This window comes from Fictibacillus sp. KU28468, from assembly GCF_026153615.1.
In the GTDB taxonomy this organism is placed as follows: domain Bacteria; phylum Bacillota; class Bacilli; order Bacillales; family Fictibacillaceae; genus Fictibacillus_C; species Fictibacillus_C marinisediminis.
The window spans coordinates 179,543-192,811 of the sequence record NZ_CP110666.1; the positions used below are offsets into that span (position 1 = coordinate 179,543).

The 13,269-nt window shown below is 44.2% G+C and carries 14 protein-coding genes; 10 read left to right on the forward strand and 4 right to left on the reverse strand.

Annotated elements, in window-relative coordinates:
- The first annotated feature begins 1 nt into the window (after position 1).
- The 3 genes from OKX00_RS00970 to OKX00_RS00980 all read left to right on the forward strand — a co-directional run bounded on the left by OKX00_RS00970 (position 2) and on the right by OKX00_RS00980 (position 2,772).
- Positions 2-1,708: a M3 family oligoendopeptidase gene (locus OKX00_RS00970; RefSeq protein ID WP_265409064.1), complete on the forward strand. Its 1,707-nt coding sequence runs from the start codon at positions 2-4 to the stop codon at positions 1,706-1,708.
- 176 nt (positions 1,709-1,884) lie between these two features.
- Positions 1,885-2,430 carry a DUF420 domain-containing protein gene (locus OKX00_RS00975; RefSeq protein ID WP_053356392.1) on the forward strand — a complete coding sequence of 182 codons (546 nt, stop codon included), beginning with the start codon at positions 1,885-1,887 and terminating at the stop codon, positions 2,428-2,430.
- A gap of 102 nt (positions 2,431-2,532) precedes the next feature.
- Complete coding sequence (locus OKX00_RS00980) at positions 2,533-2,772, forward strand: hypothetical protein (protein ID WP_053356393.1); 240 nt, start codon at positions 2,533-2,535, stop codon at positions 2,770-2,772.
- 162 nt (positions 2,773-2,934) lie between these two features.
- On the opposite strand, the gene OKX00_RS00985 is transcribed toward OKX00_RS00980, so the two are convergent.
- Positions 2,935-3,555, reverse strand: a complete 621-nt coding sequence (locus OKX00_RS00985; protein ID WP_265409065.1) for an NAD(P)-dependent oxidoreductase — start codon at positions 3,553-3,555, stop codon at positions 2,935-2,937.
- A 137-nt stretch (positions 3,556-3,692) separates the two neighbouring features.
- Between OKX00_RS00985 and OKX00_RS00990 the strand changes: the two genes are divergently transcribed.
- The 3 genes from OKX00_RS00990 to OKX00_RS01000 all read left to right on the forward strand — a co-directional run bounded on the left by OKX00_RS00990 (position 3,693) and on the right by OKX00_RS01000 (position 5,475).
- Complete coding sequence (locus OKX00_RS00990; protein ID WP_265409066.1) at positions 3,693-4,565, forward strand: NAD(P)-dependent oxidoreductase; 873 nt, start codon at positions 3,693-3,695, stop codon at positions 4,563-4,565.
- Positions 4,566-4,630: 65 nt separating this feature from the next.
- On the forward strand, positions 4,631-4,996 hold the full coding sequence (locus OKX00_RS00995) for a cytochrome-c oxidase (protein WP_062238198.1): 366 nt from the start codon (positions 4,631-4,633) through the stop codon (positions 4,994-4,996).
- Positions 4,997-5,100: 104 nt separating this feature from the next.
- Positions 5,101-5,475, forward strand: coding sequence for an SLAP domain-containing protein (locus tag OKX00_RS01000; RefSeq protein WP_265409067.1), 375 nt, complete (start codon positions 5,101-5,103; stop codon positions 5,473-5,475).
- A gap of 485 nt (positions 5,476-5,960) precedes the next feature.
- Here the strand turns inward: OKX00_RS01000 and OKX00_RS01005 are convergent, their stop codons facing one another.
- On the reverse strand, positions 5,961-6,458 hold the full coding sequence (locus tag OKX00_RS01005; RefSeq protein ID WP_053356398.1) for a YajQ family cyclic di-GMP-binding protein: 498 nt from the start codon (positions 6,456-6,458) through the stop codon (positions 5,961-5,963).
- Between the two features lie 166 nt (positions 6,459-6,624).
- Between OKX00_RS01005 and OKX00_RS01010 the strand changes: the two genes are divergently transcribed.
- Entirely contained in the window at positions 6,625-7,422 is a 798-nt protein-coding gene (locus OKX00_RS01010; RefSeq protein WP_265409068.1) for an alpha/beta fold hydrolase, read from the forward strand.
- A 76-nt stretch (positions 7,423-7,498) separates the two neighbouring features.
- Here the strand turns inward: OKX00_RS01010 and OKX00_RS01015 are convergent, their stop codons facing one another.
- Both OKX00_RS01015 and OKX00_RS01020 read right to left on the reverse strand, forming a co-directional pair.
- Positions 7,499-7,726 carry a hypothetical protein gene (locus OKX00_RS01015; RefSeq protein WP_156419046.1) on the reverse strand — a complete coding sequence of 76 codons (228 nt, stop codon included), beginning with the start codon at positions 7,724-7,726 and terminating at the stop codon, positions 7,499-7,501.
- Positions 7,727-7,946: 220 nt separating this feature from the next.
- Positions 7,947-8,300 carry a YflT domain-containing protein gene (locus OKX00_RS01020; protein WP_091009162.1) on the reverse strand — a complete coding sequence of 118 codons (354 nt, stop codon included), beginning with the start codon at positions 8,298-8,300 and terminating at the stop codon, positions 7,947-7,949.
- A gap of 148 nt (positions 8,301-8,448) precedes the next feature.
- Here OKX00_RS01020 and OKX00_RS01025 point away from each other — a divergent pair, with 148 nt between their 5' ends.
- The 3 genes from OKX00_RS01025 (at position 8,449) to OKX00_RS01035 (ending at position 13,170) form a co-directional block, all read left to right on the forward strand.
- Positions 8,449-8,595, forward strand: a complete 147-nt coding sequence (locus OKX00_RS01025; RefSeq protein ID WP_248254472.1) for a lmo0937 family membrane protein — start codon at positions 8,449-8,451, stop codon at positions 8,593-8,595.
- 191 nt (positions 8,596-8,786) lie between these two features.
- Positions 8,787-9,482, forward strand: a complete 696-nt coding sequence (locus OKX00_RS01030; protein ID WP_265410440.1) for a polysaccharide deacetylase family protein — start codon at positions 8,787-8,789, stop codon at positions 9,480-9,482.
- A 190-nt stretch (positions 9,483-9,672) separates the two neighbouring features.
- Positions 9,673-13,170, forward strand: coding sequence for a bifunctional 2',3'-cyclic-nucleotide 2'-phosphodiesterase/3'-nucleotidase (locus OKX00_RS01035; RefSeq protein ID WP_265409069.1), 3,498 nt, complete (start codon positions 9,673-9,675; stop codon positions 13,168-13,170).
- Positions 13,171-13,269 lie beyond the last annotated feature (99 nt).

Consider the following 13,269-nt stretch of genomic DNA (forward strand, 5'->3'; position numbering starts at 1 on the left):
CATGAAATTCAGTGAGTTTACTTATAAACGTCCCAATATGGAACAGCTTCAAGAAGAGTTTAAACAAAAATTGGAAAGCTTTGAGCACGCAGCTTCTTTCAATGAGCAAGACGGGGTAATGGCAGAGCTTGTATCCATCCGAAACCATTTCGAAACGATGCAAAATATTGTACATATCAGGTATACATCAAATACAGAAGACCCTTTTTATAAAGAAGAGCACGATTTTATGGATGAAAACACTCCAGTCTATCAAGGGATGGTAAGCGAGTTCTTCCAAGCGATCGTCCATTCCAAGTATAGAAAAGAACTGGAAAACAAGTGGGGCAAGCATCTGTTTAACCTTGCGGATGCAGAGCTAAAAACGTATTCACCGGAAGTCGTCGAAGACCTTAAACTGGAAAACAAACTGAAAAGCCAGTATGTAAAGCTGCTGTCTTCCGCAAAAATTGATTTCCAAGGTGAAAAAAGAACACTGGCACAGCTCATTCCGTTTACCCAATCACCGGATCGCGCCATCCGAAAACAAGCCGTGGAAGCGCAGTTCGGCTTCTTTAATGACCATAAGGAAGAACTGGACAGACAATATGATGAGCTGGTGAAGCTCCGTACTTCGATCGCTAAAAAACTCGGCTTCCCAAGCTTTGTAGAGCTCGCTTACAACCGTCTGAACCGAACGGATTATGACAAGAACATGGTAAAAAAATTCCGTGATCAAGTCAAAGAGCATATCGTTCCGTTCTGCACGTCTCTAAGGGAGAAACAAAAGGCGCGCATTGGGGTGGACAGCCTTAAATTCTATGATGAATCTTTCAGTTTTCCGCAGGGAAATCCAAAACCAAGAGGTGATGCGGATTGGATTGTTGAGCAGGGAGCCAAAATTTTCAAAGAGCTGTCACCGGAAACGGATGAGTTTTACACCTTTATGGTTGAAAATGAGCTGCTTGACCTGATCGCGAAGGAAGGCAAGGCGCCTGGGGGCTACTGTACGTATATCAGTGAGTACCAGTCACCATTCATTTTCACAAACTTTAACGGCTCACAGGGCGATATCCGGGTACTGCTTCATGAAGCGGGACATGCCTTCCAGGTGTATACGAGCAGAGGCTATGAAGTGCCTGAATACCAATTTCCAACCTTGGAAGCTTGCGAGATTCACTCCATGAGCATGGAGCTGATTACGTATCCTTGGATGGAGCAGTTCTTCGGGGAAGATACAGAGCGCTATCTTTATGACCATTTGGCCGCAGCAGTTAAATTTATCCCTTACGGTGTGGCTGTCGATGAGTTTCAGCATTTTGTTTACGAGAATCCTGATGCGTCACCGAATGAGAGAAAACAAGAGTGGCGCCGACTGGAGGAGAAATATTTGCCGCACCGTGATTTTGACGGCATTGAGTTCTTAGAAGAAGGAGGCTTCTGGCAGATGCAGACCCACATCTACCGCACGCCGTTCTATTACATTGACTACACACTCGCTCAAGTTTGCGCGCTTCAGTTCTGGAAACGTTCACGGGAGAATCATAAGGCAGCATGGCAGGATTACCTTGAACTGTGCGGCCGTGGAGGAAGTCTTCCATTTACTGAGCTGGTGAACATCGCCGGTCTTGTTTCGCCGTTTGAAGAGGGCTGCGTTAAATCCGTGATGGATGAAATTGGAAAATGGGAAGCGCAGATCGATGACACAAAGTTTTTGCAAAAAGCATAGATCATAAGACTTCCAGCCCTCTGATGATTTCAGGGGGTTTTTAACTGCGCTTAAATTTGTAGTTTTTTTGACAGATGGCTGTAATTGGTGATTTCCAGGGGGAGTTAGCTTCAGGTTTGTTGTCTACAATGGTAGAATAGGAAACGAAAAAAGAAGATTATGAAGGAGACCAGTCCATGAGCGATCAATCAAACTCTACCGTCAAGCAGAGAAATTATACGCCTGTTGTCATTGGGCTTTCGATAGCGATCAATGTTCTTGTTGTCATTTTGTTTTTCTTACCGGCTTACAATGGCAAGGTGTCGTTTGATGTTCATCTTCTCCCCCGTCTGAACGCGATTTTTAACAGCTTTACCTTTGTGTTCCTTTTGGCGGCGCTATTTTTTATCCTTAGAAAAAACATCAAGCTGCACAAGCGTTTTATCTTTGCAGCATTTACGACGACTGCTCTGTTCTTGCTTTCTTATGTTACGTATCACTATCTTGCCGAATCTACTAAATATGGCGGAGACGGCCCGTTAAAGTACATCTATTTCTTTATTTTGATCACACATATTATTTTGGCCGCGCTTATTGTTCCTCTCGCGCTGTTCACACTTGCCCGCGGATTGAACATGCAGGTGGAAAAGCATAAAAAGATTGCCCGCTGGACAATGCCTATATGGCTGTATGTCAGTTTGACGGGGGTTATTGTTTACTTAATGATTTCACCGTATTATTAAAAAGCAGGAACTCTCCTGCTTTTTTCTATACATAAAAAGAACCGAATAGCTTTTCCGCAAACGGGTAGTAATAAGAAATGACCATAAAAGGAGGAAAACAGTTTGAGCATTGAACAAAAAATTGAGAATGCCGTGCAGTATATCAAAGAAAAGACATCCTACGAGGAAGAAAAGATCCGTCTCGTTTTAAAGGAGGAAGGGCGTTACTTTGAAATGCAGAATGCAGATGTGGATATGGACGAGCTCATTGACCATCTCGCAAGAAAAACAAACCTGACAGAGCTCGAGGTCGATACCATCCTCGAAAAGGAACTTCAGTATTATGAGGAAACAGAAGAATAAGCATAAATTACAGCCCGTTCAGTTTATCTGACGGGCTGCTTTTTTGATGTAATGTCTAACTCCAGCGCTTGTATCCACAGGGCATAAGTGCGACATTGCTTCATAAAGAACATGAAGCGTGTCTTCTTTATCAGACCTTGGCAGGGCGCTTCCGCATTCTTTCTAATAAGCAATCCCCACACGGCTTTGGGAAAAGTCGTTGGAGGACAGCTGCTTGTATACAAAGTCAGCCGTGTCTCCTGTGCTGATTTGTGTTCCGTCCATAGGGAGGTAATCCTTTTCCACCCGGTAGTTTCCTGTCTCTGGCCCGTCAGGCAAATAGGTCGGACAAACGACCGTCCACTGAAGAGGTGATTGCTTCATGGCAAGGTAAGCGCGGTGATGTTCTTCAGCTGCCCTTGTCAGCCTCCGTCTCGATTCGCTTGATTGATAGCGAAGTAATCCAGGCTCTGTACGGCTTTCAAGAATACCAGCCGTTCCGACCGTGATCAGCCGCTTGATTTCCCGGTCCATCATCGCCTGTATAACAATTGGAATGGAATCCGTCAGCACGGTACCCCCATCCGTTCCTAACGCACTGATGACAGACTCGCAGCCTTCCATCGCTTTTTCAAGGTCCGCGTATACGGTGGCATCTCCCGTATGAATCGTTAGGTTCTCATGGTACACCGCGAGTTTTTCTGGATGTCTTGCGAGTACGTGCACTTTATGGCCATCGTTTAACGCCTTTTCTAAGACACCGCTGCCCACCCTTCCGGTAGATCCTAACAACAATAGTTTCATGGTTCATCCCGCCTTCGTTTTCATATCTAAATCTACCTTACCTGATAGAGGGCCACCACAGCAAAAATAAAATCATTAGTATGTTACTTTTGATTTCTCTATAATGAGAAACAAAGATAAAGAAGGAGGACACAATCATGAGTGAAAAGAAGTCAATTGGATTTATTGGAACCGGCGTAATGGGAAAAAGCATGGCTGCTCATCTATTAAAAGCAGGGCATTCCGTACATATTTATACGAGAACACGAGAGAAGGCAGAAGAGCTGCTGAGCCAAGGGGCTGAATGGAAGAGCACGGTTGCTGAAGTGGCACAGGCTTCACAAGTGGTGGTCACGATGGTCGGCTATCCGTCGGATGTGGAAGAGGTCTATTTTGGAGAAAACGGTATCCTGGAAAATGCAGCAAAAGGTTCGTATGTGATGGATATGACGACCTCGAGCCCGCGGCTGGCTGAAAAAATCTCCAGTACAGCAAAAGAGCTTGGACTTCATGCACTTGATGCACCAGTATCTGGCGGAGACGTGGGAGCGCGTGAAGCAAGGCTGTCCATTATGGCCGGTGGAGAGAAGGAAGACTTCGAAGCTGTTCTTCCCATTCTGCAGCTGATGGGCCAAAACATTGTCTATCAAGGAAAAGCCGGGGCCGGACAGCATACTAAAATGTGCAATCAGATCGCGATCGCTTCAGGTATGATCGGTGTGTGCGAAGCGATTATTTACGCTGAAAAAGCTGGACTGGATACGTCTAATGTATTGAAAAGCATTGAATCAGGTGCAGCGGGCAGCTGGTCGCTTTCAAATTTGGCGCCGCGCATCATCAAAGGAAACTTTGAACCAGGCTTCTACGTGAAGCATTTTATAAAAGATATGAAGATTGCCCTCGAATCAGCGGAGGAAATGGGCCTTTTGACTCCAGGGTTGAAGCTGGCTAAAGATTTATACGAGGAACTTGCTGAGATGGGCGAGGAAAACAGCGGCACTCACGCGCTTTACAAACGATTGAAGCAATAATTTTCAAGGAAGAATGTCATGACTATTTTCCTGGGTACATACTCTTTTAGTAAGGGAGGTGTGCAATGGGAATACGATTAATTAAGATTTCTGCACTGTATTTTGTACTGGGAGTCGGACTGGGGATGTTTATGTCGATCTCCCACGGTTTTCAACTGAAGAGTGTGCATGCTCACGTTAACCTGCTTGGCTGGACTGCGCTCACACTCGCCGGCATCATCTATCATTTGTTTCCTGAAGCCGCTGCAAGCAGGCTTGGGAAGATTCATTTTTGGCTGCATAACATCGGCTTGCCGGTCATGCTGCTGTCGCTGTCCTTTTATGTGTACGGCCATGAACAGGCAGAGACGTTTATCGCGATCGGCGCGACCATCACTGCATTGGGTATCGTGCTGTTTGCGGTAAACATCTGGAGAAACGTGAAAGCTTAGACGCCTGGGGGCTGCCCCGGGCGTTTTTTTAAGCTGGGGTTGGCGGTTTAAAGGAAAAAAATATGATATGATACGGAAAGCAACATCAAAAAGGATGTGTTATCATGCAGCGTTTAGTGTACGAAAACTCATGGGATAAAGCGGTCGCCGATCAGGATCGGGAAACGATAGAAAAAGTCTTTAGAGAAACATCCATCCCTGCAGGACAGGAGATTTCTTTTTCCATGATCCGAACGGCTTTGAATTATAAAGGAGAGCTGCTCGTTACCGGTGTTTTTCATAATTTTAAACAAGATAGATTTACTGTTGAAAAAAAACAACTTACCTATAAAGAGGAGGGAAGGACCATTGCAGAATCGGTCTTTACCATCCCGCAAATCGTGCTGGAAGCTGAAACCAGCATGCCCTGGACCTTCATTTTTCCGGTGGAAAGCATAAAAAACGAACCGATTCTGGCTGGCGGCCAGCTGTTTTTTTAATCTAGTCTTTTTTAAAGCATAATGTTGATTTTCTATCATAATGGGCCTCGCATACTGATGCTTAAAACAAGCATAGAAAAACCCGGGAATGGGTGTGTTCCATGATAAATAAAACATTTCTCTAAAAAAGAAGATTTCAGGTTGAATTGAGAAAGTTTTTGAGTAAAAAGGCTTTAATAGGGTGTCAAGCAGTGAGTTTTCCAGCTTTCTGAAGTTTTATCAGCCCTTTTTGGCCGCCGGATGGAGCTTATTTTCTCTGTAGATGTAGTCAGAGGGATTTTATTATCGAAAATCTTTTTTTATTATTGAAAATACCAATTTATTATTGAAAAGCAGTCTTTTTTTATCGAACGGTTTATACTCGACACCAATCGACCGGATTCGACGCATTCATTTCAGGGATTATCCGCGAAACCACCCCAACCCCAAACAAAAACGCCTGCCCCGGATCATCTGGACAGGCGCATGCTTTTATCTCTCAGCTTTTATCGGTAATTGATAAATTGTACTTCAATCGGCAAGTCGGCCTGGCGAATGGCAGCGATAATCTGCTGAAGATCATCACGGTTTTTGCCGGACACGCGAACTTGATCATCCTGCACCTGGCTTTTCACTTTCACGCCTGAATTTTTAATGATGGTGTTGATTTTTTTTGCGTTTTCTTTGTCGATGCCCTGGACGAGCTTGGCACGCTGGCGAACTGTACCGCCTGAAGCCTGCTCAATTTTAGAATAATCCAGGTTTTTAATCGGGACATCCCGTTTAATCAATTTGCTGATCAAGACGTCCTTCAGCTGCTCCATTTTGTATTCATCATCAGAGATCAGCGTAAGCTCCTCATTGCCTTTATCCAATGAAATGTCACTTTTGCTGCCTTTAAAGTCATAGCGGTTTTTAATTTCCTTCATGGCGATATTGATCGCGTTATCCACTTCTGACAAATCTACCTTAGAAACGATGTCAAATGAGCTTTCTTTACTCATTTTTTCAGCCTCCTTTATGTATCTATCACTCTATTATACTAACATTATATCGCTGTTTTCAGTTTTGACAAAACTCTGTAAAATTATAACGGGCCAACTGCGGCAATGCCTGTGCTACAATGAGCTTAACTTAAAACAGCAGCCACAACCTATGGAGGAATATCGCTTGCTTCATTATAAAACGTATGAAAAGGGCAGCGGCTATGAATGGGTAATCTTCGTTCATGGTGCCGGCGGAAGCTCTTCTATCTGGTATAAACAAATCCGGGAATTCAAGCAGGAATTCAACGTTCTTCTAGTCGACTTAAGAGGGCACGGACGCTCCAAGTCCGACCGCTTTCTTCTTCGCAACTATTCGTTTGAGGATATCAGTAAGGATGTACTTGAAGTGATGGATCATCTGGACATTCCGTGCGCTCATTTTGTGGGAATATCGCTCGGAACGATCCTGATCCAGACGATCGCCGAGATGGCGCCTTGCCGTGTCCGTTCGATGACGCTCGGCGGGGCAGTGATGAGACTTAATTTCCGCTCCCGCCTTCTGATCACATTGGGGAATGCTGTCAAAGCCTTTATCCCCTTCATGTGGCTGTATCGGCTCTTTGCATGGGTGATCATGCCGAACAAGCGGCATGAAACGTCAAGGTCGCTATTCATCCGGGAAGCGAAAAAATTGTGCCAAAAGGAATTCAAACGGTGGTTTCAGCTGACACAGAGGGTGAACCCCTTCCTGCGGACGATGAGGGAAAGAGAGCTGCCCATTCCTACCCTTTATATCATGGGGGAGGAAGACTATATGTTTCTGCCAGCCATTCGGGCATTCATCGGACAGAAAAAGTACTCAAGCCTTGTGGCCATAAAGGATTGCGGCCACGTTTGCAACGTCGATCAGCCTGATATTTTTAATCATACAGCAATAACGTTTATAAAAAAGCATCTGACCATCAGTTCTTCAGTGTCATAAGAAGGGGGCTGTCCAGAAAGTCGAAAATTGACCTTCAGGCAGCCCCTTTTTGGCTTGAAAAATCTTCAATGAAAAGTTAATTGAAGTGGAAGATGCGAGACTCCTCGAAAATGAACTTCACATTTTCTTCGTGCGATAAAAAGCTGCCGGAGCCTTCCTTGTCCTGCGGGACTAGCGTGACAGGTGAGACTCCCGCCGGTGCTTGCACCAAAAAGTAGGCGTTCACGCCGGTAAGGCTCACCGCACGCCCCGCGAAAGTAGGAGCTCGCGCAGGTAAAAGCGAGCAGCCTGGAACGGAAATCAACAGCTTACAGACTTCTTGGACAGCCCCTTTTGCAAATAATGAGCCAATCATATGGAAGTACTGAAAAATCAGGTTCGAGAATTTTTATGTTCAATCGGTTTATACTCGACATAAAATGACGCGATTCGACGCATTCATTTCCAATCTCCGCCGCAAGGAATGCAAAAAAGGGACAGGCTTCACGACGAGTGAGCCCTGTCCCCTTTCCTATATTTTAACTTTACAACCAAGTGTCTAGGTTGTTATCGCCTTTAACAAGTACAAGGACTTTACCTTCATCGAGTTTTCTTTCGTACTGCTCCGCTTCAATGGGACTTAACCCGACTTCTTCAAGTTTATTGCGGAGTTCATCACCGCGTTTTTGGAAGAGATTTTTAATGGCAGTTCCTAGTCCTTCTTCTGCCGTCCCAATGGTGTTGGCATCTGCTGCATCTGCGATGTAACGCGTGTCGTCTCTTTCGTGTGCGAGGACGTAGATGTCATCGTGGTCAATTCCCCGTGTTTCAAGCTCGTTGACCGCAGAAATTACTTCTTGTTCCGTAGAAAATTCTCGTACTAATGGTTTAACAGCCATGATCAAATTCCTCCCTCTCGAATTGAATACACTTGTTATGTACACGCTTTTTGTATTTTGTAAACATGGAAAAATGAATCTGAGCGTTTTATACCGATTACTTTTGGGGAAAATAAAGCGTAATGAAAAAAGAAAGGAAGATACCCAAATGATCTGGACAATTATCGGTATATTAATCGTACTATGGCTATTGGGGCTTATTTTTAAGATTGCTGGTGGTATCATTCATATTCTTCTGATTGCGGCCATCGTGATTATTGTCTTTAAATTAATAAAGGGAAGGCGATCAGCCTGACAGAAGGGATGCTTCCACGCTGAAGCATCCTTTTTTATGAAGAAATTCCGGATCTATTCAAAAACCGGTTCCATTTGACACCCTTCAAAAGAATCAATTTTGCTTGAAAGCCATTGATATCCCGGCAAAGGAATCCTATCCACCGAATAGCTTGTAAGGATGTAAAATCGTTTGGAGGGATAGGTTTGAAAATGGCAATGAAAACGATAGGCTCGCTTGTATTGTTGTATTTGGCCATTATGGCGATGCCCATGGATGAAAACAGAGCTCACGCAGAACAGCAAACCGAACACAAAAAAGTGTATTTAACCTTTGATGACGGTCCGTCAGAAACGACGGGACAGCTTATGAAGGATTTAAATGACTATGGCGCTTCGGCGACTTTTTTTATGCTCGCGCCGCATATGGAGCAATATCCAATCGAAACGATGCGCCTGGCGTACATCCAAAACTCAGTTGGCTGCCACGGGGTGACACATGATAAAGATGCGTTTTATCATAGTGAAACAACGGTTACGGGTGAAATGAAAACGTGCCGCCAGACGCTGGAAAACCTGACTGGGATCCATTCGAACCTCGTTCGTGTTCCTTATGGAAGTGTGCCGTATATGAAACCTGAGTATGTTGAGGCGCTTAAACGTGACGGGTTTATCATGTGGGATTGGAACGTAGACAGTGTTGACTGGGGAAGCAAGGATGACAGCTGGGTCAATAAAACGTTGCAGCAAGTGGAACAAGTGGAAAAGAACCATCATGATCCCGTTATTCTGATGCATGATAAAGAGCTGACAGCCAAAGAACTGCCAGAATTGCTTGGTGTCCTAAAGAAACAAGGGTATGAGTTTTCGCCTATAAGTGAAAAACAAGAACCAGTCAATTTTCAATAAATTCATTAAACAAAAAGCTGCCGGAAACTGTTCCGGCAGCTTTTTTTGTATTTAAACGGGTCTTTATAACTATTTTTACATAATTTTAAAATATTTACCTTTATTTTACGAATAAAGGCTTTTATTTTTATTTTCAAAATATATAATTAGATTGGCAATAAAATAACTGAATGATTTTAGGGGGATACGTATGGGGAAAAAGTCCTTTACTTCAATGGGACGTTCTTTTCTGGCATCAACAATGGCATTAGCCGTACTTGCTTCACCAATCACTATGGATTCAGTAAAAGCAGCAGCTGAACCGCAGAAGCAGAGCAAAACAGAATCCGTTCAGCTTAGGATTCTGGGCACTACCGATATCCACACTCATATCGCAAATTATGATTATTATAAAGACGCAGAAACAGAGGAGTTCGGTTTGGCAAAAACGGCAACCCTCATTAAAAAAGCGAGAAGCGAATCTAAGAACACCCTTCTTTTTGATAACGGGGACTTGATTCAAGGTAACCCGCTCGGTGACTACAAAGCGAAAGTGGACAAGCTTGAAAACGGAGAAATGCATCCGGTCTTCAAAGCGATGAAACTATTAAAATACGATGCCGCAACTGTAGGAAACCATGAATTCAACTATGGCCTGGATTACCTTCAGGAGGTATTGGATGATGCTCCTTTCCCGTACGTGAATTCCAATGTCTTTAAAGATGATCATGATAGAAACCCTTACAACGACAAGAACTATTTCAAACCTTATAAAATTATTAAAAAGAAAGTCATTGATGCAAAAGGACATAAACAAGTCATTAAAGTCGGTGTAATCGGCGCCGTTACTCCTCAAATTACAATGTGGGATAAATCCAACCTTGATGGAAAAGTCATCACAAAGGATATCGTCGATACGGTAAAATCCTATATTCCTAGAATGAAAAAAGATGGGGCTGACATCATTGTTGCTCTGGCGCACTCCGGAATCGGTGATGCAGACCGCAAACAGATGGAAGAGGATGCCGCCTACGACCTGACAAAAGTCAAAGGCATCGATGCGATTATTTCCGGACACAATCACAAAACATTCCCTGGCGATTTCGCAAACCTTCCGGGTGTTGATGAAAAGAACGGAACGATTAACGGGAAGCCGGTCATCATGCCAGGAAACTGGGGCAACCAGCTTGGCGTAATGGACCTTGGCCTTGTGAAAGTCAAAGGAAAATGGTCTATCGACAAGGCAAAGACTCAATTAAGAGCGGTTTATGACAAAGTAAACAAGAAAAGTCTCGCCAAAACTGACGAAAGCATCATTAAAGCGATCAAAAAAGACCATCAAGGCACCATTGCCTATGTCCGCCAGCCGGTAGGACAAACAAGTGCTGATATCAACAGCTACTTCGCAATTGTCCAAGATGACCCATCCATTCAAATCGTTACGAACGCACAAAAATGGTACGTTGAAAAGCAATTAAAAGGCACAAAGGATGAAGGTCTGCCAGTATTATCTGCAGGGGCTCCATTTAAAGCAGGGGGAAGAAACGGTGCGAACTACTACACCAATATTCCGAAAGGCACCATCGCGATTAAGAACGTCTCTGACCTTTATCTGTATCCGAACACAGTAGCGACTGTTAAAGTGAAAGGCTCTGATGTAAAAGAATGGCTCGAGATGTCAGCTGGGCAGTTCAACAAGATTGATCCGTCCAAAAAAGAAGAGCAGGCGCTTGTGAACAATGATTTCCCGACGTATAACTTTGATGTGATCGATGGCGTTACCTATGACGTCGATGTGACACAGCCGGCGAAATATGATAAAGACGGAAATGTGATCAATGCTGATTCCAGCCGTATTAAAAATCTTCAATACAACGGCAAGCCAATCGACAATAACCAGGAATTTATCGTTGCGACGAATAATTACCGTGCAAATGGACTGTTCCCGGGTGTGAAAAATAAAACGGCAGTCAACCTGTATCCGGATGAAAACCGTCAAGTCATCATCGACTATATTCGTGAACGCGGCACGATTGATCCTTCTGCAGATCAAAACTGGAAGTTTGCTTCTGTAGCAGGTGAACCGAATGTAACCTTTGAATCTACACCTGACGCTCAAAAGGCAATACCGGCAGATGGAGCCATTAAATATGTCGGCCCTGCAGCAGAAGGCTTTGCGAAATATTCGTATAAACTTAAAAAGCTTGAGAACATTAATGTGCAGCTTTTAGGCATCAATGATTTCCACGGCCAGCTTGATACGTACAACTCGAAGATCAACGCAGGCGGTGCTGAATATCTTGCAGCCTACTTAAAACAGCGTGAAGCAACGAACCCGAATACGCTTTTGCTTCATGCGGGTGATGCAGTAGGAGCTAGTTCTCCGGTATCAGCTTTGCTTCAGGACGAGCCTACGATCCGCTTTTTGAACAAACTGGGCTTTGATGCTGCAACGATTGGAAATCATGAGTTTGATGAGGGCGTAAAAGAAATGCTGCGTCTGATCCACGGTGGAAGCCATCCGAAAACAGAAGCAAAGTACGGAAAGTTTGAAGGGGCGAGCTTCCCTTATGTGGCAGCCAATGTGATTGACAAGAGCACAAACAAACCGCTTCTTGATCCTTATGTGATCAAAGAAGTGGGCGGAGCAAAAATTGGCATCATCGGTGTTGTTCTCTCTGACACGCCTAGCATCGTTATCCCAAGCGGCGTAGAAGGTGTTGAATTTACCGATGAGACAGAAGCCATCAACAAATATGCAAAAGAACTCGAAGCAAAAGGAATTAAGTCCATCGTCGTGCTTGCCCACAATCCGGCGAACTCTACAGCTGACGGACAGAATGCAACAGGCGAACTCGTGGATATGGCGAACAAAGTTGACGATGAAGTTGATGTTATGTTCGGCGGGCACAACCATGCGCTTACGAATGCAGTAGTCGACAACAAGCTTCTCGTACAATCCTATTCTTCTGGAACCGCGTTCTCTGATGTAGATCTTGTCATCGATCCTAAAACACAGGATATCGTGAAAAAGAGCGCTGAAGTCGTAACTGTTGACCGCGGCAATATCGCTCCGGATCCTGAAATCAAAGCATTTGTTGACAAATATGTAACGGACGTTGCTCCCATTTTAAATGAAAAGATTGGTACAACACCTAACTATATTACTAAGGACATCAATGCAGACGGAGAATCCCCAATGGGGAACCTGATCGCTGATTCCATGAAAGCGCAGACCGGCACAGATTTTGCCTTCATGAATCCGGGCGGCGTGCGTGCAGATATTGATGCAGGAGAAATTACCTGGAAGGAAGCTTTTACAGTACAGCCTTTCGGTAATGATCTTGTGAAAATGGATCTTACAGGTGCCCAAGTAAAAAGCCTTTTGAACGAGCAATGGGCAGATCCAACACGTGCGAAGATACTGCAGATTGCAGGGCTTAAGTTCACCTATGATGATTCACAGCCTGCTGGTGACCGCATCGTGAGCATTACGCTTCCTGATGGAACCGCTGTTGACCCTGCAAAAACCTATTCTGTAACCGTTAATAACTTTATGGCAGGCGGCGGAGACGGATATACGACCTTAAAGAACGGCAAGAACCCTTCTATCGACATAGTGGACCTTGAAGCACTTGTAAAATACATCAAAGCAAAAGGTACAGTTGATCCTAAAACAGAAGGCAGAATTACGAAACTGAACAAGTAAAAAGTTGAATTCAGACCAGCTTAAGGCTTCCGTACATATTGCGGGCCTTAAGCTGGTCTTTTGTTTCGGGGGCAGTTCCTTTATTTGTGATATAATCCA

Bases quoted from the DNA above. Each gene is read 5' to 3' on its own strand.
- OKX00_RS00995 (WP_062238198.1), top strand. From the start codon at position 4,631: ATGGGAATACGATTAATTAAGATTTCTGCACTGTATTTTGTACTGGGA.
- OKX00_RS01030 (WP_265410440.1), top strand. From the start codon at position 8,787: ATGGCAATGAAAACGATAGGCTCGCTTGTATTGTTGTATTTGGCCATT.
- OKX00_RS00985 (WP_265409065.1), bottom strand. From the start codon at position 3,555: ATGAAACTATTGTTGTTAGGATCTACCGGAAGGGTGGGCAGCGGTGTC.
- OKX00_RS01020 (WP_091009162.1), bottom strand. From the start codon at position 8,300: ATGGCTGTTAAACCATTAGTACGAGAATTTTCTACGGAACAAGAAGTA.
- OKX00_RS01000 (WP_265409067.1), top strand. From the start codon at position 5,101: ATGCAGCGTTTAGTGTACGAAAACTCATGGGATAAAGCGGTCGCCGAT.
- OKX00_RS00970 (WP_265409064.1), top strand. From the start codon at position 2: ATGAAATTCAGTGAGTTTACTTATAAACGTCCCAATATGGAACAGCTT.
- OKX00_RS01005 (WP_053356398.1), bottom strand. From the start codon at position 6,458: ATGAGTAAAGAAAGCTCATTTGACATCGTTTCTAAGGTAGATTTGTCA.
- OKX00_RS01025 (WP_248254472.1), top strand. From the start codon at position 8,449: ATGATCTGGACAATTATCGGTATATTAATCGTACTATGGCTATTGGGG.
- OKX00_RS00990 (WP_265409066.1), top strand. From the start codon at position 3,693: ATGAGTGAAAAGAAGTCAATTGGATTTATTGGAACCGGCGTAATGGGA.
- OKX00_RS01035 (WP_265409069.1), top strand. From the start codon at position 9,673: ATGGGGAAAAAGTCCTTTACTTCAATGGGACGTTCTTTTCTGGCATCA.
- OKX00_RS00975 (WP_053356392.1), top strand. From the start codon at position 1,885: ATGAGCGATCAATCAAACTCTACCGTCAAGCAGAGAAATTATACGCCT.